A 26,689-nucleotide genomic window follows, 5' to 3' on the forward strand; every position below is an offset into this window, starting at 1 on the left:
GTGGCGCGACCCCGCGGTCCGGACGGCTAACGTGACACCCTGTGTCCCAGCTCTCGTTCTTCTCCGCCGACCTCACGCCGCCGCGCGTAGAGGATCTCGGCGGGTTGTTGGCCGGTCACGGCCAGATCTCCGCCGGGCCGGACGGGGCGCGTCTGTCCATCCTGCTGGGCCAGGAATGGCGGGCGAAGGCGCTGGTCCGCGAGTTCCGGGTGCGTGACGTGAGCGCCGAGGTGCTGCCGGCGGCCGAGGCCCTCTCGGGAGGTCTGCTCGATCCGGCCGAGGACGGAACCGACGGCGGGGTGCTGCTGCGGAGCGAACGATCGTCGGCCCTCACCGAGCTGGCCCGGGCCTGGACGCGCGGAGCGGTGAAGTCGGTGCCGCCCGGTCTGAGCGCCGGCGCCGGTCTGCTGCGCTGCTGGACCCTGGCCGCCGGACGGCACGATGACGCCGGCTTCCTGCTCGGCCTCGACCGCCACGCACCGGACACCTACGAGCCACTGGCCTCGGTGTGCGCCCGGGCCGGTCTGGCCGGGGCGCTGATCGGCGCCCGTGGCGGAGGCCCGGCGCTGCGGATCGTCGGTCACCGACGGCACGAACGGTTGGTCGAATTGCTGGGGACCCCGCCACCCGAGGCTCCGGCCGGCGCTTTCCCTCTTCCGGACCACTGACCGGCCCTCCGCGGTCGCCCGACCGGCCCGATCGGCGCAGCCGCGTCGCCCGATCGGACCTCGAATCGGCGATTTCGACCACAGCCCGGACCGGTTCGTGACGCGTTCATCGGGTGGCGACGCACGGTCGACTTGACGATCCATGGCATCCTGCAGTCCGACGCCCGGTTTTGCCTGAAGTCGGCCCAGCCGTCCGTCCGGGGTTCGTGGTGCCGATGCGGTCGCCGACGGAACGCCGCTATATAGAGGAGAACGTGAACGAGCATGGCCACACGTAAGGCTGCTGCCACCCATACCGGAGTCCGCCTGGTTGTCGTCGAGTCACCGGCCAAGGCCAAGACCATTTCGCAGTACCTCGGCGAGGGTTACATCGTCGAGTCGTCGGTCGGCCACATCCGCGACCTGCCGCGCAATGCCGCCGATGTGCCGGCCAAGTACAAGGGCGAGCCCTGGGCGCGGTTGGGCGTGAACACCGAGCACAACTTCGAGCCGATCTACGTCGTGTCGCCGGAGAAGAAGGCTCAGGTCGCCAAGCTGAAGTCCCTGCTGGCCGGCGCGGACGAGCTCTATCTGGCGACAGATGAGGACCGGGAGGGCGAGGCCATCGCCTGGCACCTCCTGGACACGCTCAAGCCGAAGGTCCCGGTCAAGCGGATGGTCTTCCACGAGATCACCCCGGCCGCGATCCGAGCCGCCGCCGAGGCCCCGCGCGAGCTCGACAACAACTTGGTCGACGCCCAGGAGACCCGCCGCATCCTCGACCGTCTCTACGGCTACGAGGTCTCGCCGGTGCTGTGGAAGAAGGTCGGATCGAACCTCTCGGCCGGGCGCGTCCAGTCGGTCGCCACCCGGATCATCGTCGAGCGGGAACGAGCCCGGATGGCCTTCCGGTCCGGCACTTACTGGGGCATCGACGCCCTGCTGGCGCCCGCGCAGGGCCAGACCTTCACCGCCGCGTTGAACTCGGTCGACGGCAAACGCCTGGCCTCGGGACGCGACTTCGACGAGAACACCGGTGCCCTCAAGACCGGCGCCGACGTGCTGCTGCTGGACGAGGACGGCGCCCGGACGGTCGCCGCGGCGCTGGAGTCGGGCACCGCCACCGTGACCTCGGTCGAGGAGAAGCCGTACACCCGGCGCCCCTACCCGCCGTTCATGACCTCGACGCTGCAGCAGGAGGCCGGCCGCAAGTTGGGCTTCTCCTCGGAGCGGACGATGCGGACCGCGCAGAGGCTGTACGAGTCCGGCTACATCACCTATATGCGCACTGACTCCACCACGCTGAGCCAGACCGCTCTGGATGCGGCCCGCTCCCAGGCCCGCGAGCTGTACGGCTCGGAGTACGTGCCGCCGGCTCCGCGGCAGTACACCCGCAAGGTCAAGAACGCGCAGGAGGCCCACGAGGCCATCCGCCCGGCCGGCGAGAACTTCCGCACCCCCGGTCAGGTGGCCAGCGGTATGGGCGCCGACGAGTTCCGCTTGTACGAGCTGATCTGGCAGCGCACCATCGCCTCGCAGATGGTTGATGCCCGCGGCCTCACCCTGAGCCTGCGGATCACCGCGCCGCTGTCCGGCGTCCCGGCCTTCGGCTCCGAGGCCCTGTTCACCGCGTCCGGCCGCACCATCACCTTCCCCGGATTCCTGCGGGCGTACGTGGAGACGGTCGACGCGGAGGCCGGCGGCGAGGCGGACGACGCCGAGCGCCGGCTGCCGAACCTGAAGGTCGACGAGAAGCTGGCCATCAACGAGTTGACGCCCGGTGGCCACTCCACCACGCCGCCGGCCCGGTACACCGAGCCGTCGCTGATCAAGGCGTTGGAGGATCTGGGGATCGGCCGGCCGTCGACCTACACGTCGATCATCCGGACCATCACCGAGCGTGGTTACGCCTGGCGCAAGGGGCAGGCGCTCGTCCCGTCCTGGATCGCGTTCGCCGTGGTCGGGCTGCTGGAACAGCACTTCTCCCGCCTGGTCGACTACAACTTCACCGCGGCCATGGAGGACGAACTCGACGGCATCGCCGAGGGGCGTCTCGGCCGCACCGCGTGGCTGTCGACGTTCTACTTCGGCGGCGACACCGGCCCGGAGGGGTCGGTCTCGCGGGCCGGCGGCCTGAAGAAGCTGGTCGGCGAGAACCTGGAGGACATCGACGCCCGCCTGGTCAACTCGCTGCCGCTGCTCACCGACGACAAGGGCCGTCAGGTGACGGTCAGGGTCGGCCGGTACGGCCCGTACCTCGAACGCCCGCTGATCACGTCCGAGGGCGAAATCCCGGAGCCCGACGCGCCCAAGACCGAGCGGGCCAACCTTCCGGAGGACCTGGCCCCCGACGAGGTCACGGCCGAGGTCGTCGACGCCCTCTTCGAGCAGGCCGAGATCGGTGACGTCGAACTCGGCCCGGATCCGGTGACCGGTCACATGATCGTCGCCAAGGACGGGCGTTACGGGCCGTACGTCACCGAGATCCTGCCCGAGGACACCCCGACCAAGGGGAAGAACGCGGTCAAGCCGCGCACCGCGTCGCTGTTCAAGTCGATGTCGCTGGAGTCGATCACCCTCGACTCCGCGCTGCAGTTGCTGACCCTGCCCCGGGTGGTCGGCACCGACCCGGCCACCGGCGAGGAGATCACCGCCCAGAACGGCCGTTACGGCCCATACCTGCGCAAGGGCACCGACTCCCGGTCGATCGCGGAGGAGGCGGACCTGTTCACCGTCACCCTGGACCAGGCCCTCGCGATCTACGCGCAGCCCAAGACCAGAGGCCGCCAGGCCGCGGCGGCGGCCGCCCTTCGTGAGGTCGGGATCGACCCGACCACCGAGAAGCCGATGGTGATCAAGGACGGCCGGTTCGGGCCGTACGTGACCGACGGCGAGACGAACGCCTCGCTCCGCAAGGGCGACGAGGTCGAGACGATCACCGTCGAGCGGTCGGCCGAACTTCTGGCCGAACGGCGGGCTCGCGGCCCGGCGCCCAAGCGCGCGGCGGCCAAGAAGCCGGCGGCCAAGAAGCCGGCCGCCAAGGGCGCCACCAAGGCGACGGCGACCAAGGCGGCGGCCGCCACCAAGCCGGCCGCGCGCAAGCCCGCCGCCGCGAAGGGTGCCACGGCCACCGCGACCCGGACCAGGGCCGCGGTCAAGAAGGCCGACTGACGACGAACACGTGACGGCCCGGGGAACGGTCAGGGTTGTCCCTGAACGTGCCCTGGCTTCGGCCGCCGTGTCGGTCGGTCCGCCTACGATCGGTCCATGGCCGTACGTGCGGAAGATCCATCACCGGACTTCGGTGACGCCTTGGCCGGGTCAGGTGGGATGTCCGACCCGGTCGAGCCGGTGTTCACCTCGAGTCTGGCCGGTGACGTCTTCCCGGACGCGCTGTCCGCGTCGCCGCTGCCGGGGCTGCCCAGCGCCACGCCGGAGCCGCTCGCCCCGCCGCCGAGTGCTCCGCCGGTTCCGGCCGCCCCCAGCGGCCGGCCGCCACCGGCGCGAGCCGCGCGTGCCGCGTCGCGTCGTCCTTGGGAGCAGTTCCCGCCGCCCGGACCGGCGACCTACGTCGCGCCGCCGAACCGGCCGGTCGGGCCGCCGGCCCAGCTGGCGCCACCGGCCGGGCGCCGTCCCGCGGCCGGCACCGGCTACCAACTCCCGGCCCCGATCATGGCGACCCCTCCCGTGCGCCCACCGGCCTATCTACCGCAGGGGCAGGGTATGGCGCAGTTGCGCGCGGCGCTGACCCAGGCCAGGTCGCAGATCACTGCCCCCGCTCCGGCTCGGACCACCACGAGGAAGCGGTCCGGAGCGTCCGGGGCATGGGGGTGCCTGGTCGTCCTGGGTATCGTGCTGTTCTCCAGCGGAGCGGCCCAGAAGATCATCTCGGCCATTTCGGACCTGTTGCAGCGCAAGTGATGTCGATGAGGGCAGTCGATGAGTAGGGCGAAGGAACCCAGCTCGGTCCGGGTGCTGTTGCGGATCGTGGTCTTCCGTCGGCTGTGGGCGGCCATCGCGATCTCCAGCCTCGGGGATTGGCTCGGTCTGCTGGCCACCACCGCGTTGGCGGCCTACCTGACCAAGAATTCGTCCGGGCTGGTCCAGGGCGCGGCCGTATCCGGGGTACTGCTGACCCGGCTGCTGCCCGATCTGGTTCTCGGCCCGTTCGCCGGAGCCCTGGTCGACAAGATCGACCGCCGCATGATCGCCGTGATCGGTGACACCACCGCCGGTCTGCTGTATCTGTCCATCGCCGTCTCCGGCAACCTCACGTGGCTGCTGACCGCACAGTTCCTGGTCGAGGCGGTCGGCTTGTTCACCAACCCGGCGAAGCAGGCGATGCTGGTCAACATCGTGCCGCGCGAGCGGCTGGCCGTGGCCAACCAGCTCAACTACGTCTCGATCTACGGCATGGTCCCGATCGCCGCCGCCGTCTTCGCTCTCCTGTCCACGATCGCCCAGTTCTTCGGCGCCCAGGCCGCCTCCGGCACGGCCGGTTCGTCGGCGTTGATCAGCGGGCCGACCAGCTCACTGGCCATCAACATCGCGCTGTGTCTGGACGCGTTGACCTACTTCTTCGTGGCCGGCACGGTTCTGTTCTCCCGGAACCTGATCCCGTCGTTCGTCGGCGAGCGGGAGGTCGGGAAGTCGATCTTCTCGCTGATCACCGAGGGCATCGCCTTCGTCCGGAACAGCCGGGTGATGCGCGCCATCTACATCGGCATCCTCGGTGCGTTCGGAGCCGGAGGTCTGACCGCCGGGGTGGCCCAGGCCTACGTGTCCAGCCTCGGTGCGGGCAACGCCGGCTACGGAATCCTGTTCGGGTCGGTGTTCACCGGCCTGGCCATCGGCATGCTGATCGGTCCGAAGGTGCTGCCGACACTGCCCCGACGCATGGTCTTCACGTCCGCGATCGGCGCGGCCGGCCTGGTCCTGATCGTGATGAGCCTGCTCCAGGACTTCGTCGGCGCGTCCATCGCGGCGTCGGTGATGGGACTGTTCGCCGGCATCGCCTGGATCAACGGGTTCACCATGATCGGGCACGAGGTGTCGGATGCGTTGCGCGGCCGCGTGTTCGGGTTCGTCATGTCGTCCGTGCGGCTCACCCTGCTGGCCACCATCGCCGCCGGACCGGTGGTGGCCGGCGCCGTCGGGTCCCACCTGGTGCTGATCGGCGCGTTCCGGTGGCGGTTCTCGGGCGCGGCGATCGTGCTGGCCTCCGGTGGTCTGATCGCCATCCTCGTGTCCGTCTACGCGGCTCGTCAGGTGGGACGGGTGGGGGGCGGATTCCTGCGGCGCCTGGTCGGGCATCGCCGGCCGGAGGACCTGATCGACGGGTCCGAACACCCGGGGGTGCTGCTCGCGGTGGAGGGGGCCGATGCGGGGCAGGTGGCCCGCTACATCACCGCCGTGGGTGCGCGGCTGCGGACCGACGGGTATGTCGTCGAACCCCGCAGCGTCAGCGCGCCGGCCGCGGCCTTTGACGTCGACGCCGAGGAACTCGTCCTCTTCGTCCACGAGGCGGGCGACGGCCAAGCGGCCGCCCTCCGGGCCGGTGCCGACCTGGCCGAGCTGGTCACCGAACGGATCCGGCCCGACCTCGATGCCGGGAAGGTGGTCCTGACCAGCGGCTACGTGGACGACCTGGTGGTCCGGTTCGGCGTTCAGTCGGCGCTGGGGGAGGAACCGGTGCTGCGGTTGGCCCAGTGGGCCGTCGGTGGTCTGCGTCCCGATCTGACCGTTCTGGTCGACGCGGCGGTGCCGCCGGTCGACGCGGATCCGGTGGTCGAGGCCATCGTGGCCGACGAACTCGGCCGTCCGGCGGAGACGAGCACGGAGGGGGCGGAGACGGGGACGGAGCCGGAGACGGGGGCGGAGATGGGCCCGGAGCCGGGGGCGGAGTCGGGCGTCGATGGGGTCGAGCCCGGTCCTGACCCGGTGGCCGCGTTCCGGGACCGGGCATCGGCCGCGCCCGAGCGCTACCTGGTCGTCGCCCCCTTGCCCGACGGGTCGGACGGACACCTGACGCCCGAAGTCGCCGAACGGATCGCCTCGGTTCTGCGGGGGCGCTCGCCGGCCCGGGTGACGGCCGCATCCGACGCGGCGACCGGTCGAGCCATCGCCGAGGCGGCGCCGCCGCACCGGTGACGACCAGAGCGCGCTGCGTCGATTGGTCGGTTTCAGGCCGCGGGTGCGTCCGCGACGATTCCGTTGACCAGGATCACCAGCCCGAGTGCGGCGATCAGGATGTTCCCGGCGAGCAGGGTGACCCGCTGAATGCGGGGGCCGATACGGGTGGACAGCACGGCGCCGGCCGCGACCAGGACGCACTGCCACCCGAACGATCCGAGCCCGACGCCGGTGACGAAAGCGAGGCGGGACGGCGCCGTCCGGACGATCTCCGCGATCCCCGTGCTGACCGCGATGAAGTACAGCAACGTGATGGGGTTGACGAGGGTGAGGGCGAGGTAGGCGATGAAGCGTCGGGCCGGCCGCGTCGCGTCATCGGCCGGGCCGCTGCGTGACGTGTGGTCGGACGCCGAGCGGCCCTTGCTGACCCCGACCACGGCGATGACGATCATCGTGACGCCGCCCACGAGCGCCGGCCACGGAGCAGCAGCGGTCACGAACGGAGCTGCCGCCACACCGAAGACGACGGCCAGGATGCTGTAGGACGCGTCGGCGGCGGCGACTCCGGCAGCGGCCGGCCAGCCGCGCCGGAAGCCGCGCCGCAGACCTTCGGTGAACAAGAGCGCGCCGATTGCACCCAGGGGAATGGCCACGGCGAGCCCGGCGACGAGTCCGCTGACGAGTGCGGCACCGATCTGCATGCGAGAACTCTGCCCGGTCGGCGCCGGGCCGACCGAGAAAGTCTCTGCCGCTCGGTACTGTTCTCGGTGTGGACCCGCTCGACGAGAGAATCATCAGCCTCTTACGACAGGATGGTCGGGCCACGTTCAGTGCGATCGGCCGCGACGTCGGCTTGAGCACGAACGCCGTCTCGGCGCGGGTGCGCCGACTGGAGGCATCGGGCGTCATCGCCGGGTTCACGGTCGTGCTGGCCGATTCGCGGTTCGACGATGCGGCCGGGATCGAGGCGTTCATCGACGTGCGGTTGCAGCCGGACCGGGATTCCGAGGCGTTCCTGAGCTGGGCGCGACCGGTCGCCGGCGTGCTCGAGGCCGTGCACGTGACCGGACCCTACGACTACCTGTTGCGTGTCCGTCTCCGGGACATGCCGTCTCTGGACCGGTTCTTGCGCCTGCTCAAACGGGAGGGTGGGGCCGCGCAGACGCAGACTCGGATGGCGCTGCGGTGACCCGGCCGGCCTGCATCCCGCAGGCCGACGGGACCTTCGGCCTGCGTGGTCGGTCGGTACATTGTGGCCATGGGCAGGGTCGACTGGCGGGCCGTGATCAGCGGTCTCGACGTCGGCGAACTTCAACGGCTGCTCGGATCCGAGTCCGGGCTCCCTGGCCCGCGGGCGAACCTGGCGCTCGCCGATGCCTTTGCCGCCGTCGGGCCCGACTCGGCCATCGATCGGTTTGCCGATGACCCCGACGAGTACCTGCGCTTCTGCGGCACCCAGGGCCTGGGGAGACTCCTCCTTCAGACCCCCGACGATCTCGAGCTGCGCGCCCGCCTCCGGACGCGCGCGTCCGACGACCTCTGGCGGGTGCGCGAGGGGGCGGCCCGTGCGCTGCAGGACATCGGGACGCAGAACGCGACGCTGATGCGGGAACTGGTCGGCCAATGGCTCGAATCGGAGGATCCACTCGTCCTCCGGGCCGCGGTCGCGGCGGTCTGCGAACCCCGGCTCCTGACCGACGACGACAACGCCCGGCTGGCCCTCCACGCCTGTCGTGTGGCCACCGCCGCGCTGGTTCGGCTGCGCGACACGGTCGGGGCCGACGACCGGCTCCGCGTCCTGCGGCAGGCGCTCGCCTACTGCTGCAGTGTCGCGATTGCCGCCGATCCGGCGCACGGAGCCGCCGATCTCGAATGGCTCCAGGCGTCCGACGACCGCGACATCGCCTGGATCGCGGCGAGCAATCTGGAGAAGGCCCGGCTCCGCCCGCTTCTGGCCGCCGCCCCGGCGCGCCGTCCGCGCGCATCCGACGGGACACCTCCCCCAGGGCGGCACAGCTGATTCAGCCCTGGCGGCCGGGGCTCCGCACCTCGTCATGGCCGCCGGCTTGTCGGGGGAATCTGCAAGACTGACGCCGGACACCGAACGGCCAGGTCGGTCCGGTGCCGCAGTGCGCGGAAGGGCAGACGTGACGGACTTCGATCGGCTGGGTGTGTTCGGCGATGTGATCGGCCAACCCGAGGCGGTCGACGTGCTGCGCACGGCCGTCGCGGCCAGCCACGCCGATCCGGACGTGCCGACCGCCGCGATGACGCACGCCTGGTTGTTCACCGGACCGCCTGGATCGGGTCGCTCGGTCGCCGCTCGGGCGTTTGCCGCGGCGCTGGAGTGCCCGGACCGGGGGTGCGGCCACTGCTCGCACTGCCACACCGTGCTCGGCGGCACCCACGCCGACGTGCGGTCGGTGATCCCCGAAGGGCTGACCATCTCGGTCAAGGAGATGCGGGCGGTGGTGTCGTTGTCGGCCCGGCGGCCGGTCACCGGCCCGTGGCAGATCGTCCTGATCGAGGACGCCGACCGCCTCACCGAGGGCGCGTCGAATGCACTGCTCAAGTCCATCGAGGAGCCACCGCCGCGCACCGTCTTCCTGCTCTGCGCGCCCTCCACCCATCCGGACGACGTCTCGGTGACGATCCGGTCCCGCTGTCGCGTCCTGTCGTTGCGGATCCCTCCGCCGGCGGCGATCGCCGAGGTGCTGGTCCGGCGCGACGGTATCGACCCCGAGATGGCTGACTGGGCCGCATCGGTCGCGGCCGGGCACGTCGGCCGGGCCCGTCGGCTGGCCCGGGACGACCAGGCGCGTGAGGAGCGCAGCCGGATCCTGGCCGTCCCCGGGGCCCTGCGTTCGATGAGTGACGTGTTCAGCGAGGCCGGTGATCTGCTCGCCACGGCGAAGGGTCAGGCCAAGGTCGTGTCCGAACGCCGGGACGGGGCGGAACTCGAGGAGCTCAAGACCGCATTGGGCGCCGGCGGCACCGGCAAGGGCGCGGTAGGCGCCGCCCGGGGCACCGCCGGTGTGGTCAAGGAACTGGAGCGGCGACAGAAGTCCCGGGCCACCCGCACCGAGCGTGATGTGCTGGATCGCGCGCTGGTGGACCTCTCCGGTTTCTACCGTGACGTGATCGCCCGCGGCCTGGGCGCCGCGGTCGCGTTGACCAACCCGGACCTGCGCCGTGACGTCGACGCCGCGGCCTCCCGCTTCGGGGCCGTGGGTGCCCTCCGGCGTCTGGATGCGGTGCTGGCCTGCCGCGAGGCCATCGAGGCCAACGTCAAGCCGCAGATCGCGGTCGAGGCGATGATGATGAAGCTCTACCGGGGGTAGTGCGGGGGCAACGGCACCGCGAGGTCGATCGGAGCACTGGTCTGCGCGTACCGTTCCCGGAATGGGCATGGTGTGTGCGGTGACATTCACCGCGAACGGGCAATTGCACTACGCCGATCCGGGTGGGCTGCACGTCGAGGTCGGCGATCACGTGTTGCTGCCGACCGACCGCGGGCCGGTGGTGGCGCAGGTGATGTGGGCGGCGGAGTACTCCTCGGAGGACACCGACGCGTTCCCGGTCCTGCTCGGGCCGGCGACCGCGGCCGATCTGGAGGCTCAGGAATCGACCAAGAAGGTCAAGGCCCGCACCCTGGTGGCCAGCCGGAAGCTCATCCGCGAGCACGGCCTGCCGATGAAGGTGCTGGCGGTCGATCCGCAACCGGCCAACAACAAGACGGTCATCTACTACTCCTCACCGGAGACGGTCGACTTCCGGTCGCTGCTCCGCGACCTGTCGGCCACCCTCGGGTCGCGGGTGGAGCTGCTCCAGCTGGCCGCGCGGGATTCGGTCCGGGTCACCGGCGCCATCGGTTCGTGCGGCCGGGACACCTGCTGCTCCACCTTCCTCAAGGACTACGAGCCGATCACCCTGGCCATGGCCCGCGACCAGGACCTGCCGGCGAACCCGATGCGGATCTCCGGGGCCTGCGGGCGGCTGATGTGCTGCCTGAAGTACGAGCACCCGCTGTACCAGGACTTCAAGGCGACCACTCCGGCCGTGGGCGAACCGGTCGATTCGCCCGAAGGCCCGGGAGTGGTTGTCTCGCACTCGGTTCCCGGGGAGTCAGTGGTCATCCGCCTCGCCTCGGACGGCAGCAAACAGGTCTGCCCGAAGGCGTCGGTGTGCAGCGCCCGCAAGGCGTACGACTCCCGTCCGAAGCACTGAGTCCCGGCGCGGTCGGGAACGCACCGCGGGTCGCCGGAAACGCACCGCCGGTCGCCGGGTAGCACGCGCAGCCGGGCCGACGGCGGGGCCGATCACTGAGCGGTCCAGCCACCGTCCAGCGAGAGCGAAGCGCCGGTCATCAGGTCGCTGCCCGGACCGACGACGTATGCGACGGCGTTCGCCACCTCCTCCGGTTCCAGCATCCGCTTGATCGCGGAGCGGGCCAGGATGATCTTGTCCAGCACCTCGTCCTCGGGCAGACCGTGCGCCCTGGCCTGGTCGGCGATCTGCTGCTGGACCAGCGGCGTCCGGACATACCCGGGGTTGACGCAGTTGCTGGTGACGCCGTGGGGCGCGCCCTCCAGCGCGGTGACCTTGGACAGGCCCTCGGTGCCGTGTTTGGCCATGACGTAGGCGCTCTTGAACGCCGAGGCGCGCAGCCCGTGCGCGGAGGAGATGTGCACGACCCGTCCCCAGCCGCGCGCGTACATGGCCGGCAGGGCCGCCCGCACCAGCAGGAACGGGGTGTGCAACATCAGCCGCATCATGAAGTCGAATCTCTCGACCGGGAACTCGTGGAGGGGCGCGACATGCTGGATACCGGCGTTGGAGACGAGGATGTCGGTGTCGACGGTGAGCTCGGCGACCGCCGCCGTGTCGGCCAGGTCCAGCACCAACGGGATGCCGCCGACCCGGTCGGCCACCGCGTTGACGGCGTCGGAGTTGACGTCGACGCAGGTCACCATGGCGCCGTCGGCGGCCAGCCGGGCGGCGATCGCGGCACCGATGCCGGAACCGGATCCGGTGACGAAGGCGGTGCGTCCGGCCAGGGGAAGTGAGGTCATCGTTCGACCATAGAACGGCCGGCTACAACCCCATCAGGCAGTAGACGTGTTCCCCCGCGTCCCGGGATCGCGTCACGAGGCCTTGCAGTTCGGTGAGGAACTCGACCAGATCGGCCGGCCGGGCGCCCTCCATCTCCTCGGCCGTCGCCCAGTAGGGCGCGGTCGCCTCCAAGTGGCTCTGGTCGTTGGCCAGCAGCAGATCCTCGAAACGCTCGCCGAGCCGGATGACGAACGCCTCCGCGGTGTCACTGATGGCCACCGTCGCGTACGACTGGTCGTCGTCCAGGATCTCCTCGAACTGTCGCCCGCCGAGCAGCCCTTCGAGGACGGCCAGTGACACCGTCGGCTCGATCCGGCGGCCCTCGATGATCATGGAACGCTCATCGGGGCTGGTCAGTGCCTGCGCTGCGGTGGTGTCATCCGGCGCGCTGAAGTAGTCGATGAGCAGACTCATCGATCCAAGATAGGCCACGGCCCTCGGCCGTCCGGGACCGGAGCGAGGATGTGCAGGACGACCGCTGGGAGCCGTTAGACTGTTCAGGCTGCCCCTTTAGCTCAGTCGGTAGAGCGTCTCACTCGTAATGAGAAGGTCTACGGTTCGATTCCGTAAAGGGGCTCGTTTAGGCAGGTCAGTGACTGTGTGTCGCTGACCTGCCTTTTGCGTTTCCATCGATGACGCCATCGGACGAGGACGCCATCGGACCCTTGCATGATTCCAGCATGCGGCACCGTCGCTCATCAAGCAGGAGTAGGCGCCCGGCCACCTAGGCCGGCAACCGCGACGACGGAAGCTTGTCCTACCGGCCACGCGCGGCGGCGGCGGGAGGGGGTGGCCTGTCCGCCGGGTTCGACCTGGTGAGTGACCGGATCGAGCCGACTGTGACCGGGCAGCGGGATCGGTCGCCGCTGATCCGCAGTAAGGCCTTCGGTCCAGGGGTCCGCGACGTCATGGCCGTCGACCCCGATGGGCCGACGCTGGCGGGACCGGCTTTCAGCCTGGAGTTGAACATCCCCCGACGAGGCCCGCTCGGGCCGCTACTTGCCACCCACCGGAACGGGGACGAGCGCGGCAGTTCCGGGCTCATCGGTGGGCCGCGCTGGAGAGGATGCGGGGATGGCGTTGTCGATGAGGACGGCGGCGATGGCGGCGGCGGTGGGGAACGAGTCCCGGTCGAGGACGCGGCTGCGGGCCGAGGCGCCGTCGATGAGCAGCGCCAGTTGTTCGCCGAGTTCCTCAGGGTGGGTGGCGCCGGCTTCGCGGGCGGTTGTGGTGAGCCGTGCGGCGATGGCGGTCTTGTAGTCGCGGGCGTACCGGGAGGCGGGGTGTTCGGGGTCGTGGAGTTCGACGGCCGCACCGATGTAGGGGCACAGCGGCGTCGATGCCGGCATGTCGAAGGCGGCGAGAAGTCGTTCGCGGGGCGTGAGGTCGGTGCGGTCGAACAGTTCGGGCATGACGTCGGGATCGAACCGGCGCAGGTACTCGGCGACGAGTTCGTCCTTGCTGCTGAAGTGCTGGTAGGCCGTGCGTTTGGACACCTCGGCCACGGCGCAGAGTTGATCCATGCCGGTGCGGTTGATGCCCTGATCGCGGAACAGCTGCTGTGACGCGCTCAGGATGCGCTCGCGCGCGCCCCGACCCCGGCGCCGGCCCAGCGGGCCCTTCTCCAACTCCGTCATGCCTTCAGCATAGTCCTTGGGTACCGGTCGGTGTACGTAGCTTGCACCCGGGTAGGCCGTGGGCTACGTTAGGTATACAACCTGGTGTGCTTAAGAACCGAGTTGTGCAGACATCCCTCGACCCGACGGAGTAAATATGGGCAAGCTCGATGGCAAGGTAGCGGTGATCACCGGAGCTTCTACCGGCATGGCACTGGCCGGCGCACAACTATTCGTGGAGGAAGGGGCGCACGTCTTCATTCAGGCCCGGCGGCAGGAAGCGCTGGATGACGCCGTGAAGACGATCGGCCGCAATGTCACCGCGATCCAAGGTGACGCGTCCGACCTGGACGATCTCGACCGTTTGTACGACACGGTCAAACGAGTAAAGGGCTCGATCGACGTGCTGTGGGCGAGTGCCGGAATGGGCGAGCCGGGCGTCCTCGGCGAGATCACCGAGGACCAGTACGAGCGCGCGTTCGGGCTCAATGTCCGCGGCACCCTGTTCACTGTGCAGAAGGCGCTGCCGCTGATGAACGACAACGGCTCGATCTTCATGACCGGGTCCAATGCCTCTCTGGGCGCCTTCCCGGGCTGGAGCCTCTACGCGGGAAGCAAAGCCGTCCAGCAGGCTTGGGCCCGCGTCTGGCTCAACGAATTGCGCGATCGCAAGATCAGGGTCAATGTGCTGACCCCGGGCCAAGTCGCCACCGCCAAGCAGGAAGAATTGTTCGACGAGGAGACCAAGGCGGCGTTCGAGTCCCTCATTCCTCGCAAGAAGATGGGCCGTCCCGAGGAGATCGCCAACGTCGCACTATTTCTCGCCTCCGACGATTCCAGTTACGTCAACGGTCTGGAACTGGTCGCCGACGGCGGCACCACCGCTCTATAGTCCTCGCGCCGAGTCATTGCGGATCGTCCGGCGGTGAGCTGATCACCGGCCGGGCGGACGTCGCAACAGCCAGTCCGTTGCCCTGCACCGGACCCACCACGAACAAAAAACCGCGCAATACCTCTGACAACAGGAAGAGAACACCTCATGAGCAGCATCACCCTTATCGGTACCGGAAACATGGCCCGCACCATCGGCACACTCGCGGTGGCCGGCGGCAACACCGTCGAGGTCATGGGACGCGATCAGTCCAAGGCCGAGAATCTCGCCAAGGCCTTGGGTGGCGGCGCGACGACGGGTGAGTGGGGCGCCGTTCCAGCCGGGGACATCGTCATCACGGCCCTGTTGTACGCCGGCGTCGTCCCGGTCGTCCGCGAGTACGGAGACGCACTGGCCGACAAGATCATCGTCGATATCAGCAATCCCTTCAATGCCACGTTCGACGGACTGGCCCACAGCGAAGAGACCTCGATCGCGCAGGAAGCCGCCAAGGTGGCCCCGGCCGGTGCCAGCGTGCTGAAGGCCTTCAACACCGTCTTCCGCAATGTTCTGGAGAAGGGCCGCCCCAACGTCTTCATGGCCGGCGACAACCCGCAGGCCAAGGCGGACGTGGCCGTCTTCATCGAAAGCCTCGGGCTGCGCCCGCTGGATGTCGGTGGCCTCAAGATGGCGCACTGGCTGGAAGGAATGGGCGTGGTCACGATGGGCCTCGCGAGCAACGGGGTCGGCCACTGGGACTTCGCCCTCGGCGTCGACGAATTCGCCGGCTGATTCTGGTGACCTGACTCTGGTGACACGGCGCGGCGCGAGTGAACTCGGGCGAGCGGGGCTTGGCGACGACGATGGTGTGCGCCTTGTCGTAGGGTGGGGGCGATCCCAGCGACCGGCCGCGGGGCCGGCGCGCATGGATCGGGGTGGGGCAGTTGCGCGAACTTCTGGCCTGGCTGACTGCGGCGTTGAGCGCCGCATTCGAACGGCGCGGGACGGACTGGGCCGCGGGGGAGTTGTCGCGACCTGACGTCGAGGTTCTGCTCGCGATGCTGCGTGACGAGTACGGTCCCGATCACGCCGGCCCGGCCGACGGCCCTCACCACCCTGCTCTGCCGCGGATGAGAGAGATCTTCGGTTTGAGCGAGCTCGACGCCGACCTGCTCTCGGTCGCGGCGGCGGCCGACGCGGATCCGCGGGTCGCGGCCTTGTTCGGCGTCCTGACCGGCGTCCGCGGGCCTGGGTACGCGACCGCGTCGGTCGCACTGGAACTTGCCGGACGGAACGTCCTGGATGCCCAGGCCCGGGGGCGATTGCGCCCGGGGTCTCCGCTGCTTCGTCACCGTCTGCTCGACATTCCGGACGACGGGCCGTTCACCACGCGCCGGATCCGGGTGCCCGATCGCGTGGTGGCCCACCTCTTCGGGGACGACGAGCCGGAGTCGGCCATCGCGGCCATGAGCCTGCAGGTCGCGATCGTGCCCTCGGCCGTCGCGACGGGCCTCGGTCACGGAATGCGGGCCGGGGGTTCGCTCGTGCATCTGATGCAGGCGCCCGGAACGAGTGGAACAGCCACTGGCCGTGGGGCTTTCGACTCCATCGGCATCCCGTCGATGGTGGTCGACCTGAGTCGCCGGCCGCCGGACATGTCGGCCGTCGCGGCGGCGGCGGAGGTGACGCGGGAAGCGGGGTTGCTCGGTGCGGGCCTCGTCGTCACCGGGGTCGACGATGCTACCGCCGTCATGCCCCAACTGCTCACCGTTCTCACCGATTCAGCTGTTCCGGTGGTCGTCGTCGACCGCATGCGGTGGCCGGCGGAATGGACGTCGGTGGTGCCGCTCACCGCGGCCGCGCCCATTTTGGACCGGGCGACCCGCGAGACCCTGTGGCGGCTGGATCTGGCCGAGGCCGTCAGTGCGACCCCAGGCTGGACCGATCTGCTCAACCTGGCCCTCACCGCCGAGGAGATCGGAGTGGCCCGGCAGGCCGCCGATCTGCGGGCCCTCGCCGAGAATCGGGAACTGCAGATCGCCGATCTTCGTGACGCGGCCCGGGTCCACGGCGGCGCCCACCTGGAGGCGAGCGCGCAGCGGATCGTCCCGCGCGCGACGCTCGCCGATCTGATCCTGCCGGTGGAGACACGGACCTCCCTGGACGAACTGGTGTCGTGGGCCAGACATCGTGAAGAACTGCTGGGCACGGCCGGCCTCGGTGGAAAGGGCACGAAGGGCAGCGGCATTCTGTCCCTGTTCGCCGGCTCCCCGGGCACGGGCAAGACGCTGGCCGCCGAGGCCGTGGCCGGCGAGTTGGGGCTCGAGCTCTACACGGTGGAACTGTCCTCGGTCGTCGACAAATACATCGGGGAGACCGAGAAGAAGCTCGAACGCATCATCCGCGAAGCCGAGAGCCTCAATGTCGTGCTGTTCTTCGACGAGGCAGATGCGTTGTTCGGCAGTCGATCCGCGGTCAAGGAAGCCAAGGATCGGTACGCCAACCAAGAGGTCTCGTATTTGCTGCAACGGATGGAACAGTTCGACGGCCTGGCCGTGCTGGCCACCAATCTGCGCGGGAACCTCGACCCCGCCTTCTCCCGCCGCCTGCACTTCGTGGTGCCGTTCAACGATCCGCCGGCCGACGTCCGGGCCGCGCTCTGGCGCTCGCACCTGCTGGCCGTGCCGGAGCTCGACCAGGCCGACCCCGTCGACATCGGTCGGTTGGCCGAGGGGGTCGAGATCGCCGGCGGTGGAATCAAGAACATCGTGATGGCGGCTACGTTCACCGCCACGGCCGCGCGCGAGTCGGTCGGGATGCGCCACATGCTCCAGGCGGCCCACCGGGAACTGGGGAAAATGGGTCGTCGCGTACCGGTGAACCTTCAGATGTAACCAGATTGGCGTAACCGTGACCCGAACGAGCGATGCCGTCCGGGGCGCTCCGTGGTCTACGGTCAGAGTTCTCGAGGGAAAGGCTTCACCATGACGTCGACCGAGCCGATGGTTCGACCGAAGGACAAGAAGGACGAAGCCCTGACCCCGGCCCCGCCGGCGCCGAAGGACGCGGCCGGCCCGATCGTCGCTTCGTCGAAGGCGGCGCTCGCGCCCGCACCCCCCACGGGAAGGGCCGACTCGCCCCACGGTTCGCCCGTTGCGGCGCCACCTGCCCCGATGGCTCCTACCAATGGCGTCTCGGCCCCCTTCAACGTGAAGATCAGCCGTGGGAACGGACCCGCCTTTGCGGCCCGCACCGGCGACCGGCCCGGCACTGCCGGTCGCGGCGCCGAGGGAAAGGGTCTCTCCTCGGCCGACCGGGCCTCGGCCAAGGACACGGCCGCGGCTGAGGGCCCCGCCCGGGAAGGTAAGCCGGACGGAGCGGCCGCGGCGGATCCGTCGGCCGCCCCGGCCGCCCCGGCCGCCTCGTCGGCCATGCCGATCGAGGGAGCGTCCGTCGAAACCGAAGCGGCCGACCCGTTCGCGGCGGCCACCGCCTACGAGAACGTCGCCGGTCAACTCCTGCAAACCGCCCAGCGAGACGATGTCCAGCTGCAGAGCGACCACCGATTCGCGCTCGCCGCGGCGACCCGGGTGGAACAGGACAGAAACGCGCTCGGACAGGCAACTACCGCCAAGAAGAAGAAGGACGAGCTGTGGAAGCGGTACGGCATCTCCGACGCGGCCCAGGTCGAGCCGGTCATGAGCGGGCACGCCACGGAGGCCGAGATTTCCTTGCGGTTCGCCGAGAAGACGGTGGCCAAGGGTGATCAGGCGGTGCCGCTGATCGACGGCACGTACGAGGAAGCCAAGACGGTCAAGGCCGCGGTCAAGGTCATGACCGGTGGGCGCAGCATGCAGCACACGAAGGACCGGGTCGCCAGTTACGACAAGGCCCGGGTCGACCCCCGGAAACACCGCGAGCGTTTCGCCCAGTTCGGCGAGGCCTCGGCCCAGGTCAAGGCGGTGGGTGCGCACGTCCGTGAAGCGAAGTTGTCCGGCAGCGAGCTGACCCTCCGGGTGGGGCAGTTCCAACAGTTCCGGGAGCGTGCTCTCAAGGCGGGCACCGGCGGAGCCGGGCTGGGCCGCAAAGTCGTCAATGCCATCGCCGGAAAGGTCGCCGGTGCGGCGACTGGCGGCATCTACCGGCCGGAGACCAAGTCGACCGACGGCGGCCACTCGGTCGAGCTCGACCACAGTCACGGGTTCATCTGGAACCGTCTCAAGGCCGAATGCGAAGCCCTGTCCGCGCTCAAGGCGTCCAAGGCGTATGGCACGGCGACCGGATTCCACGCTGGGTTGCAGACGTTCATGCTGATCCTTCGGGAACTGCGTGACTTCTTCGGCGCGGTTGCCATCTGGCTCGGGGTGGCGTCGGTGTTCGCGCCGCCGGTCGTGCCCTTCGCCGTGCTGGCCGGATTGATCGTCGTGGGGTTGTCAGCTCTGCGCAGCGTCTTGGGGGCGATCATGCTGAGCTGGTCGACCGTTCAGCGCGCGTTCATGAGCAACTGGCGGGCCAAGAACACGGTGAACGCCCAGATCGTCCAGCAGGGCAGTGAGCTCATCGGCGACGCCGCGCAGGTGGTCGCGCCTTCGGTCGCGGCCAGCGCCGGAAACGCCGGCGTGCTGTCCGGTTCGTTCCAGTCGACGTCGCAACAGCTTGGTACTCACGGCTTCTCGAATCTGGCCAGCACGGGCGCCGCGGCGTCGAACGTCGGATTGGGGATCGGTCAGGCGGCGGTCAACAAGACGGTCGGGCTCGGCACCGGCGCCATCGCACCCGGACTGGCCGGCCTCGGCGTAGGTCAATTGGCGCCCGACCAGAACCGGCGTGGAAATGCGGCCCGCAACGCGGTCACCGGCCTGCAGGCCCGTCCGGAGGCGCCGCGTCCGGAGGTGGCCCGTGCCGCGGGACTGGTGCCGGGCACGAAGGCGGCGCCGCCGGCGCCCGCCCAGGCGCCCGGCTGGGTGAAGGAATCGCAGGACAGTTTCGATAAGTCGACCAAGGAAGTCACCAACGCCCTCGTCGCGCGGCACGCGGCGAAGATGTCGGAATTCCACGCCAAGACGCAGCAGTTGATGAAGGACACCGGCGCCGGTAAGGCCGCCGCGCAGACGGCCGAGGCGAAGACGGCCAAAATTCCGCAGATGCGCTCGGAGGAGAACGCGGGCAAGCTCGGCGACGCCAAGGATGCGCTGGGTGCCTTCACCGAGGCCGCCGCCGGCTCGGCCGAAGTCGCGAAGCGACTGTCCGATCCGGCCGCGTTGAAGGGTGACCTCGAGGCCGAAGCGTCCGGCGGCACGACGTGAGGGGTGCGCCGCCGACGATCGTCGAATTGCGGGCGGCCGACGGGGATTCGGTCAGTCTGGCCGTCAAGGGCTTCTCCGCCGACGGGGCACTGCTGGCCACGGTGAGCGACGCCACGCTGCTCCGGGCCGCGGAGCGAGGGTATTTGCATTGCACGCCTGACCTTCTCGACGCAGTGGCGGCGACGCCGGCGTCGGCCCGACCGACCAAACGGTCGACCGCACTGGTGTTGCTCGGTGGTCCCGGACTGGCGCCGCCCTCGAACCTCGGTACGGCCGCGGCGGCCGACTGGCTCCGGGCCGATGACGTCCGGACCGATGCCGACCACTGGTTCCTGGGCACCTGGGAGCGGGACGGTCAAGTTCACCGCGCCGTCTGGGACTACCTGCATCCGTCCGCTGGTCAGGCCGCCGCGGACTCCCTCTCGGCCGCACTGCAATTCGTTCTCGACCGTCAACCCGGCATGCCGATCGACGTGATCGAGGCCAACCGGCTGCTGATGTCCCTGACGGTCGACGCCGGCCGGGACCCGCTGGGTGAACTGGCCGGCGTGCTCGAGGCGCTGGGCGTCCGGTCGGACCTGCTGCACGAGGACGGTCCGCTCGGATTCTCGATGGGTGGCGAGACGGTCGACTGGGACTGCCTGGCCGAGATCGTCGACCGCACCTGGCTCGTCGTGTATGCGATGCTGCCGATCGTCATCGACGGGAGCCGGCTCGCCGACGCGCCCCGACTGGCCGGGCAGATCAACGCGCGCCTCCAGATCGGTTGTCTGCTGGTCGAAGAGGAATCCGGTACCACCATGTACCGCGCGGCCATCGACCTGAGCGCGCCGAGCGGCCACACGTCGTCGATCCGCCGGCTCCTGGACCAGGTGCACCGCGACGTCGTGGCCTGCCTGCAACTGCTCGACGACGAACCCGCGGTCGAGGCGGTTCGGTAGCCGCAGCGCGCAAGAAACTCTCGACCGCTCCGCCCATGATGTGAGAGTCTCGGCCCAGGTCGACGACGGCAGGCGAGACTGCTGGTTCGCCTCCGAGTGGTCAGCGGGGCCGATCAGCTGCTCCGGGGATACCCCGGGGCCGGTTGTGGTGGTATCGCAGCACGTCACAGGCATGATGCCGCGCTCCGCGCAGGGCAATGCCCGTCAGGCAGGACAGGTCGCCTGCCGTCGTCGACGTCCGGGGGTGAGGGGGAGACTGGATGCGCGCACGGGATCGCCTGGCGGCCGCACTGGCCGACGGGATGCTGGCGGGGGACTGGGCCGGGGCGCCTATGCGGGCCCAGGGCGCTCTGGTGCTGGGGGAGCGGCACGCCTGGATCCGCCGCCTCGTCCGAGAGGTGCTCGAGTTCTATCCGGAGCCTCCGGCGGACCGGCCGCGTGAGTTGGCCCGTCTCATCGGACGGACCCGGACGATGGAGGAGCTCGAGCGCCGCGCCCGCCGCCGGCGCCGACGGTTGCCGATTCCGCAGCACCGGGTGACCACCCCGACCACCACCGTGCGGCGGCCCTTCCCGGTCGTCAGCATCAACGACGCCACAGCCCTCGCCGAGTGTCTCGGCCTGTCGGTTCCCGACCTTCTGTGGTTTGCCGACACCAAAGGTCTGCAGCGGCGGGCCGCGTCCGTTGGCCTGCACCACTACCGCTCGACCTGGGTCGGCACCCGGTCCGGAAGTCGGCTGCTCGAAGCTCCGCGGCCACGCCTGAAGGAGGTGCAGCGCCAGATTCTGCAGCAGTTGCTGGCGCCGATCCCGGTCCACGAAGCTGCTCACGGATTTGTCGCCGGGCGCAGCGCGGTGACCGGAGCCCGTCCGCACGTCGATGCGGCCACCGTTATCAGCCTGGATCTCGAGTCGTTCTTCTCGTCGGTGAGCGGCCGGCGGATCTACGGGCTCTTCCGCATGGCCGGGTTCCCGGAACCGGTCGCGCACCTGCTCACCGGTCTGTGCACCCAGGCGACCCCGGTGGATGTCCTGCGCCGCATGCCGTCGGGCCACCCGGCGGCGTTCCGGCTGCGCCGCAAACTCGCGGAGCCGCACCTGCCTCAGGGGGCGCCGACCTCTCCCCACCTGGCCAACCTGGCCGCCTTCGGACTGGACCGTCGGCTGGCCGCCTATGCGAGCCGGATCGGTGCCAGGTACACCCGGTACGCCGACGACCTGACGTTCTCCGGACCGGATCTGCGCCGCCGCAGCCGTGGGGTGGTCGCGGCGGTGGCGCGGATCGTCGCGGAGGAGGGCTTTGCGCTGAACACCACGAAGACCAGGGTCCGAGGTCAGGACGACCGCCAGACGGTGACCGGCGTTGTGGTGAATCGACACCCGACCGTTTCCCGAGCGGAGTACGACACCCTCCGGGCGATACTGCACAATTGTGTCCGCTTCGGTCCCGAATCGCAGAATCGCTTGCTGCACACCGACTTCCGTAGCCATCTCCGAGGGCGGGTGGCCTGGGTGGCCGCGCTGGACCCAGAACGCGGTCGTCGGCTCCTGGCCACCTACAGTCAGATCGACTTCAGCCCGTCCGGAACATGAGATGAGTGCCCCATGGCCACGTTGCTCTTGGTTGTCGCCCTGACCGTCATCACCGTCGTCCTGGTCGGTGTCGGCCGTCGGGTCCGTCTGCCCTGGCCGGCCCTGATGGTGGTGGTGTCGGCCGGTGTGGCCTTCATCCCGGCGGTGTCGCGGATAGCGATCGATCCCGAGTTGATCCTGCCGTTGTTCCTGCCGCCCTTGCTGTTCGCCACCGCTCAGCGCACGTCCCTCTCGCTGTTCCGGGCGCGATGGCGATCGATCTTGGGTCTGGCCATCGCGTTGGTCGCGGTCACCATCACGGCGGTCGCCGCGACGGCGGTCGCATTGGTTCCGGGTATCACGCTGACGGCCGCCATCGCCCTCGGAGCGGCGGTGGCTCCGCCCGATCCGGTGGCCGTCGACGCCGTCGCCGGGCCACTGCGGATACCGCGCCGGCTGGTGGGGGTGCTGCAGACCGAGGGTCTGTTCAATGACGCTACCTCGCTGGTGGTGTTCCAGACCGCCCTGGCCGCCCTGATGACCAGCCGCGGCGGCGGTCTCAACGGATCGGTGGCGTGGCGATTCGTCTACGGTGTGGTGGCGGCGGCGGTCATCGGGTGGGTCACCGCCTGGTTGGTCCGCCGCCTGACCGACCGGATCCAGGACGTGGCCGGGCGGAATGCCCTGACCCTCATCCTCCCGTTCGCCGTGTACCTGGCGGCCGACGAGGCCCGTGCGTCCGGGGTCATCGCGGTGGTCGTGGCTGCCCTTGCCCTCGGAAGCAGTCAGCAGGCGGACGCCATCGAGGATCGGCTGACCGGTGAGGCGTTCTGGAGTGTGGTCGAGCTGGTCGTCACCGGCGTGGCCTTCGGTCTGATCGGGGTCGAGCTGCGATCGGTGATCAGGGAGGCGGGCCGGCAGCTACCGCACATGCTCGGGCACGCGGCGCTCGTGTGCGGCGTGGTGGTTGCGGTGCGGGCGGTCTGGTTGACGGTGGCGCTCCAGACGATCGCCCGGTCCGAGGATCCGGATCGGTCCCCCCGCAACCTTCGTGAGGTGATGATCCTGACCTGGTGCGGGATGCGGGGGCTGGCCACCCTGGCCCTCGCGCTGGCCCTTCCGGCCACCGTCTTCGAGGGCGCGGTGTTTCCCGCGCGCACCGAGATCGTGGTGATCGCATGCTCGGTCCTGGTGGTGACCCTGTTGATTCCGGCCTTCACCCTCCCGGCGTTGGTCAAGGCGCTGGGGATCGCCGACGACGCCGACGCCGAGGATGCGGCCGAGCGGCCGATCGCCGACCGGGCCCGGGCTGCGGTGATGAATGCGTTGCAGGACAACGATCTTCCTCCCGGCACATCGGACCGGGTGAAGGAGTTCGTCCGCCTCGGGACGGCCTTGATGACTGCCCGGGTGGCCGGTGACGACGAGTTCGACCGGTATCGCGAGGTGTACGCCGAGGTGCAGGAGCAACGTCGACTGATGGTGGACCTGGAAGGACGGGCGCTGTCGGCGGCGCGGGCGGAGGTGCTCAAGGTGCGGGGGGAGCCGGGCGTCGACCCGGACGCCGCGGACCGCGTACTGCGCCGCCTGGACGTCAAGAGCCTTCGGCTCGGTTAGTCGTCCTTCATCTGGGACAGGACGGTTTCGCAGATCTCGCGGAAGTCGGCCAGCTGGGCGTCCGACAGCGGGTCGAACATGGTGGAGCGCACCGTCTCCGCGTGACTGGGGGCCACCTCGACCAAGCGGGTGTGTCCCGCTTCGGTGAGCACCGCGAGCTGCCCGCGCTTGTCGCCCGGGGCCGGTTCGCGGCGAACCCATCCGTAGTCCTCCAGCCGCGCCACGGCGTGGGAGAGCCGAGATTGCGAGGCCTGCACGACATCGGCCAGTTGGTGCATCCGCAACGAGCGGCCCGGCGCCTCGGACAGCATGGCCAGGATCAGGTAGTACGCGTGGGGCATCCCGGCCGCCTGTTGCAGGTCCCGCTCGATCCGGGCGTTGAGCGCGGCCGTCATCGCCAGGTAGGCCCGCCAGGTCTGCTGCTGCTCGGAATTGAGCCAGGGATTGTCGCGCACCGGATCAGTGTAGCGGGAAGGTACTTGAACGCTCATATAAATCTGGATACTCTGGGTTCATGACCGATCCCGTCGCCGCCCGCATGCCCGTCCTGTACGTCTCGCACGGGGCGCCGCCGCTCGCCGACGACGCCACATGGACCGGCGAACTGCGGCGCTGGGGCAAGGATCTGCCCCGGCCGTCGTCGATCCTGGTCGTCTCGGCGCACTGGGAATCGGCGCCGCTCACCGTCGGCGCGACCGAGCAGGTTCCGCTGACCTACGACTTCGGTGGATTTCCCCAGCACTACTACGAGGTCGAGTACAAGGCGCCGGGCGCGCCGGAGCTGGCCCAGGATGTCGCGAAACTGGTTGCCCAGCCGGGCAATCCGGTCTACCAGGACCCGAACCGCGGCCTCGACCACGGGGCCTACGTGCCGCTGGTGGAAATGTTCCCGGAGGCCGACGTGCCCGTGCTGCAGGTGTCGATGCCGACCCTGGACCCGGTGCAGCTGTTCGAGCTGGGCCGCACGTTGGCCCCGCTCCGGGACGAAGGTGTGCTGATCATCGGGTCCGGGTTCACCACGCACAATCTGCGGGAGGCGGTCTTCGGTGACGTGTCCGGTGCCGCCCCGCAGTGGGGTCGGGAATTCGATGCCTGGGCCAAGGAAGCCGTCGAGGGCGGGGACATCGACGCGGTGCTGGATTTCCAGCGCCGGGCGCCGGCCGCGCTGCGCGCGCACCCCCGCACGGAGCATTTCGCCCCGCTGTTCGTGGCTCTCGGTGCGGGGTCGGAATCCGGTGTCGACGCCACCAGCGAGGTCGACGGCTTCTGGTACGGCATGGCCAAGCGGTCGTTCCAGTTCAACTGACCTCTCCGGGCCGCTCGGCCCGACTTCCGGTCGACATCCGGATTGACGACGTTCGTGACCGCGTCGGCTGATCCCGCGGGCCGCACGTGCGGCACACTCGCGGGTGTGAACGAAGCGGAGAGGCAGGCACTCGAGCTGGCGGTCGAACTCGCAGCGCGCGGAGCCGGGACGGTGTTGCCGAACCCGGTGGTGGGGTGCGTCCTGCTGTCTCCGTCCGGCCAGATCGTCGGCCGGGGCTGGCATCAGCGAGCCGGCGGCCCGCACGCGGAGGTGGTCGCCCTGGCCGATGCCGGCGACGCCGCTCGCGGGGCGACGGCGGTCGTCACCCTGGAGCCGTGCAACCACACCGGGCGCACGGGCCCTTGTTCCCAGGCCCTCATCGCGGCCGGTGTGGCCAAGGTGATCGTCGCCGTTCGGGACCCGTGGCCGGCAGCGGCCGGCGGCGTCGACGTCCTGCGGGCGGCCGGCGTCGAGGTGCACGAGGTCGGCGATACGGATTCGCCGGCCGAGGACGTCAACCGGGTCTGGCTGACCGCCACCCGCAAGCGACGGGCTTTCGTCACCTTCAAGGCCGGGATGACGATCGACGCCCGCGTCGCGGCCGCCGACGGCACCAGCCGATGGATCACCTCGCCGGAGTCACGGGCCGACGTCCATCGCCTCCGCGGCGAGGTCGACACCATGATGGTCGGGGTGGGCACCGTCCTGGCCGACGATCCGCTCCTCACGGTGCGGGATGCCGACGGCGAACTGGTTGGACGCCAACCACTTCGGGTCGTCATCGACTCACCCGGACGGACCCCGTCCGACGCCCGGGTCCGCAACGACGACGCCGAGACGCTGATCGCCACCGCCGCCGAGTTCGGCCACGGGCGTCGGGTCGACGTCGGTGCCGTCCTGAGTGAGCTCTATCGGCGCGGGCGCCGGCACGTCCTGCTCGAGGGCGGCCCCCGGCTCGCCACGTCGATGCTGGACGCCGGCCTGGTCGACGAGGTGGTGGTCTACATCGCCCCGTTGCTCCTCGGCGCCGGCCGCAGCCTGCTCGACGGCAGCGCCGTCGACACGTTGACCGCGGCCCATCGCGCCGAGTTGGTGGCCGTCGACCGGTTCGGGCCGGATGTCCGGCTCCGCTACACGGTCCGCGGCTGAGAGCTACTTGACGGCGACCTTCTCGATGCTCATCACCAGGATGACGCGGTCGGCGCGGTCCGGCGGCGGCTGCTGATCGGGGTTGCCGTAGCGCTTCCCGAGGGTCACGTAGAACGCGCCCGTCGGGTCGGGGACCACCTCGACCAGCTTCCCGCGCAGTTCGATGAAGTCGTAAGGGTTCTCCGGATCGGAGACGGACAGGCTCATCGACGGGTTGTGCTGCAGGTTGCGGAACTTGGCCCGCTTCGTGGTGTGGGTGAACCGGAGGTGCTCGCCGTCGTAGAGGAACCACATCGGGTTGACCTGCACCGTGTCGTCGGGCCGGATGGTGCCCAGGTTGCCGTAGTTCGGGTCTTCCAAGAAGCGGAGGTACCGCTCGGGGATGGTGGCTGTCATGTCTGGTCCAACCCCGGCTGGCGCC

23 protein-coding genes and 1 tRNA gene are annotated in these 26,689 nt (G+C 69.8%); 18 read left to right on the forward strand and 6 right to left on the reverse strand.

The features are described from left to right. The first annotated feature begins 41 nt into the window (after positions 1 to 41). From BLS97_RS11375 to BLS97_RS11390, 4 genes are all read left to right on the forward strand, one after another. Positions 42 to 668 carry a hypothetical protein gene (locus BLS97_RS11375; RefSeq protein ID WP_090476065.1) on the forward strand — a complete coding sequence of 209 codons (627 nt, stop codon included), beginning with the start codon at positions 42 to 44 and terminating at the stop codon, positions 666 to 668. A 264-nt stretch (positions 669 to 932) separates the two neighbouring features. Then, positions 933 to 3,818, forward strand: coding sequence for a type I DNA topoisomerase (topA, locus tag BLS97_RS11380; RefSeq protein ID WP_090476066.1), 2,886 nt, complete (start codon positions 933 to 935; stop codon positions 3,816 to 3,818). A gap of 96 nt (positions 3,819 to 3,914) precedes the next feature. Next, positions 3,915 to 4,568 (forward strand): hypothetical protein, encoded by a 654-nt coding sequence (locus tag BLS97_RS11385; RefSeq protein WP_157695367.1) that lies wholly within the window; start codon positions 3,915 to 3,917, stop codon positions 4,566 to 4,568. A gap of 18 nt (positions 4,569 to 4,586) precedes the next feature. Then, positions 4,587 to 6,797 carry a bifunctional MFS transporter/dTMP kinase gene (locus BLS97_RS11390; RefSeq protein WP_157695368.1) on the forward strand — a complete coding sequence of 737 codons (2,211 nt, stop codon included), beginning with the start codon at positions 4,587 to 4,589 and terminating at the stop codon, positions 6,795 to 6,797. A 32-nt stretch (positions 6,798 to 6,829) separates the two neighbouring features. Here BLS97_RS11390 and BLS97_RS11395 read toward each other — a convergent pair whose 3' ends face one another. After that, positions 6,830 to 7,480 (reverse strand): LysE family transporter, encoded by a 651-nt coding sequence (locus tag BLS97_RS11395; RefSeq protein WP_090476069.1) that lies wholly within the window; start codon positions 7,478 to 7,480, stop codon positions 6,830 to 6,832. Between the two features lie 68 nt (positions 7,481 to 7,548). Here BLS97_RS11395 and BLS97_RS11400 point away from each other — a divergent pair, with 68 nt between their 5' ends. The 4 genes from BLS97_RS11400 (at position 7,549) to BLS97_RS11415 (ending at position 11,006) form a co-directional block, all read left to right on the forward strand. Continuing rightward, positions 7,549 to 7,968, forward strand: a complete 420-nt coding sequence (locus BLS97_RS11400; RefSeq protein ID WP_090476070.1) for an Lrp/AsnC family transcriptional regulator — start codon at positions 7,549 to 7,551, stop codon at positions 7,966 to 7,968. Positions 7,969 to 8,037: 69 nt separating this feature from the next. After that, on the forward strand, positions 8,038 to 8,799 hold the full coding sequence (locus BLS97_RS11405) for a hypothetical protein (RefSeq protein WP_157695369.1): 762 nt from the start codon (positions 8,038 to 8,040) through the stop codon (positions 8,797 to 8,799). Between the two features lie 127 nt (positions 8,800 to 8,926). Further along, positions 8,927 to 10,120: a DNA polymerase III subunit delta' gene (locus BLS97_RS11410; RefSeq protein ID WP_231988058.1), complete on the forward strand. Its 1,194-nt coding sequence runs from the start codon at positions 8,927 to 8,929 to the stop codon at positions 10,118 to 10,120. A 61-nt stretch (positions 10,121 to 10,181) separates the two neighbouring features. Further along, complete coding sequence (locus BLS97_RS11415) at positions 10,182 to 11,006, forward strand: PSP1 domain-containing protein (protein ID WP_090476073.1); 825 nt, start codon at positions 10,182 to 10,184, stop codon at positions 11,004 to 11,006. A gap of 92 nt (positions 11,007 to 11,098) precedes the next feature. Here the strand turns inward: BLS97_RS11415 and BLS97_RS11420 are convergent, their stop codons facing one another. Further along, a complete protein-coding gene (locus BLS97_RS11420; protein WP_090476074.1) occupies positions 11,099 to 11,851 on the reverse strand; it encodes a 3-hydroxybutyrate dehydrogenase in 753 nt (250 codons plus the stop codon). Positions 11,852 to 11,873: 22 nt separating this feature from the next. Further along, the gene (locus tag BLS97_RS11425; protein ID WP_090476075.1) at positions 11,874 to 12,305 is read right to left on the reverse strand and encodes a hypothetical protein; all 432 of its coding nucleotides are present in this window, start codon (positions 12,303 to 12,305) and stop codon (positions 11,874 to 11,876) included. Positions 12,306 to 12,395: 90 nt separating this feature from the next. Here BLS97_RS11425 and BLS97_RS11430 point away from each other — a divergent pair. Continuing rightward, positions 12,396 to 12,468: transfer RNA gene (locus BLS97_RS11430), tRNA-Thr, on the forward strand. Positions 12,469 to 12,886: 418 nt separating this feature from the next. Here BLS97_RS11430 and BLS97_RS11435 read toward each other — a convergent pair. Continuing rightward, the gene (locus tag BLS97_RS11435; RefSeq protein ID WP_090476076.1) at positions 12,887 to 13,528 is read right to left on the reverse strand and encodes a TetR/AcrR family transcriptional regulator; all 642 of its coding nucleotides are present in this window, start codon (positions 13,526 to 13,528) and stop codon (positions 12,887 to 12,889) included. Between the two features lie 136 nt (positions 13,529 to 13,664). Between BLS97_RS11435 and BLS97_RS11440 the strand changes: the two genes are divergently transcribed. The 7 genes from BLS97_RS11440 (at position 13,665) to BLS97_RS11470 (ending at position 23,813) form a co-directional block, all read left to right on the forward strand. After that, positions 13,665 to 14,399, forward strand: a complete 735-nt coding sequence (locus BLS97_RS11440; protein WP_090476077.1) for an SDR family NAD(P)-dependent oxidoreductase — start codon at positions 13,665 to 13,667, stop codon at positions 14,397 to 14,399. A gap of 147 nt (positions 14,400 to 14,546) precedes the next feature. Then, positions 14,547 to 15,170 (forward strand): NADPH-dependent F420 reductase, encoded by a 624-nt coding sequence (locus BLS97_RS11445; protein WP_090476078.1) that lies wholly within the window; start codon positions 14,547 to 14,549, stop codon positions 15,168 to 15,170. Positions 15,171 to 15,322: 152 nt separating this feature from the next. Continuing rightward, complete coding sequence (locus BLS97_RS11450; protein ID WP_157695370.1) at positions 15,323 to 17,272, forward strand: AAA family ATPase; 1,950 nt, start codon at positions 15,323 to 15,325, stop codon at positions 17,270 to 17,272. Between the two features lie 90 nt (positions 17,273 to 17,362). Continuing rightward, the gene (locus tag BLS97_RS11455) at positions 17,363 to 19,684 is read left to right on the forward strand and encodes a hypothetical protein (protein WP_090476080.1); all 2,322 of its coding nucleotides are present in this window, start codon (positions 17,363 to 17,365) and stop codon (positions 19,682 to 19,684) included. Beyond that, positions 19,681 to 20,625 carry a hypothetical protein gene (locus BLS97_RS11460; protein ID WP_090476081.1) on the forward strand — a complete coding sequence of 315 codons (945 nt, stop codon included), beginning with the start codon at positions 19,681 to 19,683 and terminating at the stop codon, positions 20,623 to 20,625. Before BLS97_RS11455 ends, BLS97_RS11460 begins: the two co-directional genes overlap by 4 nt. 260 nt (positions 20,626 to 20,885) lie before the next feature. Beyond that, a complete protein-coding gene (locus tag BLS97_RS11465; protein WP_197676131.1) occupies positions 20,886 to 22,217 on the forward strand; it encodes a reverse transcriptase family protein in 1,332 nt (443 codons plus the stop codon). 12 nt (positions 22,218 to 22,229) lie between these two features. Beyond that, positions 22,230 to 23,813, forward strand: coding sequence for a Na+/H+ antiporter (locus tag BLS97_RS11470; protein WP_090476082.1), 1,584 nt, complete (start codon positions 22,230 to 22,232; stop codon positions 23,811 to 23,813). Here the strand turns inward: BLS97_RS11470 and BLS97_RS11475 are convergent. After that, positions 23,810 to 24,268, reverse strand: coding sequence for a MarR family winged helix-turn-helix transcriptional regulator (locus BLS97_RS11475; protein WP_197676132.1), 459 nt, complete (start codon positions 24,266 to 24,268; stop codon positions 23,810 to 23,812). The genes BLS97_RS11470 and BLS97_RS11475 overlap by 4 nt on opposite strands. 59 nt (positions 24,269 to 24,327) lie before the next feature. Here BLS97_RS11475 and BLS97_RS11480 point away from each other — a divergent pair, with 59 nt between their 5' ends. Together BLS97_RS11480 and ribD are read left to right on the forward strand one after the other, a co-directional pair. Further along, positions 24,328 to 25,119, forward strand: a complete 792-nt coding sequence (locus tag BLS97_RS11480) for a dioxygenase family protein (RefSeq protein ID WP_090476084.1) — start codon at positions 24,328 to 24,330, stop codon at positions 25,117 to 25,119. Between the two features lie 105 nt (positions 25,120 to 25,224). Then, positions 25,225 to 26,268: a bifunctional diaminohydroxyphosphoribosylaminopyrimidine deaminase/5-amino-6-(5-phosphoribosylamino)uracil reductase RibD gene (ribD, locus tag BLS97_RS11485; RefSeq protein ID WP_197676133.1), complete on the forward strand. Its 1,044-nt coding sequence runs from the start codon at positions 25,225 to 25,227 to the stop codon at positions 26,266 to 26,268. A gap of 3 nt (positions 26,269 to 26,271) precedes the next feature. Here ribD and BLS97_RS11490 read toward each other — a convergent pair whose 3' ends face one another. Next, the gene (locus tag BLS97_RS11490; protein ID WP_090476085.1) at positions 26,272 to 26,664 is read right to left on the reverse strand and encodes a PPOX class F420-dependent oxidoreductase; all 393 of its coding nucleotides are present in this window, start codon (positions 26,662 to 26,664) and stop codon (positions 26,272 to 26,274) included. Positions 26,665 to 26,689 lie beyond the last annotated feature (25 nt).

This window comes from Nakamurella panacisegetis (assembly GCF_900104535.1).
In the GTDB taxonomy this organism is placed as follows: Bacteria; Actinomycetota; Actinomycetes; order Mycobacteriales; family Nakamurellaceae; genus Nakamurella; species Nakamurella panacisegetis.

Bases quoted from the DNA above. Each gene is read 5' to 3' on its own strand.
- BLS97_RS11405 (WP_157695369.1), top strand. From the start codon at position 8,038: ATGGGCAGGGTCGACTGGCGGGCCGTGATCAGCGGTCTCGACGTCGGC.
- BLS97_RS11385 (WP_157695367.1), top strand. From the start codon at position 3,915: ATGGCCGTACGTGCGGAAGATCCATCACCGGACTTCGGTGACGCCTTG.
- BLS97_RS11465 (WP_197676131.1), top strand. From the start codon at position 20,886: ATGCGCGCACGGGATCGCCTGGCGGCCGCACTGGCCGACGGGATGCTG.
- BLS97_RS11455 (WP_090476080.1), top strand. From the start codon at position 17,363: ATGACGTCGACCGAGCCGATGGTTCGACCGAAGGACAAGAAGGACGAA.
- BLS97_RS11440 (WP_090476077.1), top strand. From the start codon at position 13,665: ATGGGCAAGCTCGATGGCAAGGTAGCGGTGATCACCGGAGCTTCTACC.
- BLS97_RS11420 (WP_090476074.1), bottom strand. From the start codon at position 11,851: ATGACCTCACTTCCCCTGGCCGGACGCACCGCCTTCGTCACCGGATCC.
- BLS97_RS11435 (WP_090476076.1), bottom strand. From the start codon at position 13,528: ATGACGGAGTTGGAGAAGGGCCCGCTGGGCCGGCGCCGGGGTCGGGGC.
- topA (WP_090476066.1), top strand. From the start codon at position 933: ATGGCCACACGTAAGGCTGCTGCCACCCATACCGGAGTCCGCCTGGTT.
- BLS97_RS11395 (WP_090476069.1), bottom strand. From the start codon at position 7,480: ATGCAGATCGGTGCCGCACTCGTCAGCGGACTCGTCGCCGGGCTCGCC.
- BLS97_RS11445 (WP_090476078.1), top strand. From the start codon at position 14,547: ATGAGCAGCATCACCCTTATCGGTACCGGAAACATGGCCCGCACCATC.
- BLS97_RS11425 (WP_090476075.1), bottom strand. From the start codon at position 12,305: ATGAGTCTGCTCATCGACTACTTCAGCGCGCCGGATGACACCACCGCA.
- BLS97_RS11390 (WP_157695368.1), top strand. From the start codon at position 4,587: ATGAGTAGGGCGAAGGAACCCAGCTCGGTCCGGGTGCTGTTGCGGATC.
- BLS97_RS11470 (WP_090476082.1), top strand. From the start codon at position 22,230: ATGGCCACGTTGCTCTTGGTTGTCGCCCTGACCGTCATCACCGTCGTC.
- BLS97_RS11415 (WP_090476073.1), top strand. From the start codon at position 10,182: ATGGGCATGGTGTGTGCGGTGACATTCACCGCGAACGGGCAATTGCAC.
- BLS97_RS11490 (WP_090476085.1), bottom strand. From the start codon at position 26,664: ATGACAGCCACCATCCCCGAGCGGTACCTCCGCTTCTTGGAAGACCCG.
- BLS97_RS11480 (WP_090476084.1), top strand. From the start codon at position 24,328: ATGACCGATCCCGTCGCCGCCCGCATGCCCGTCCTGTACGTCTCGCAC.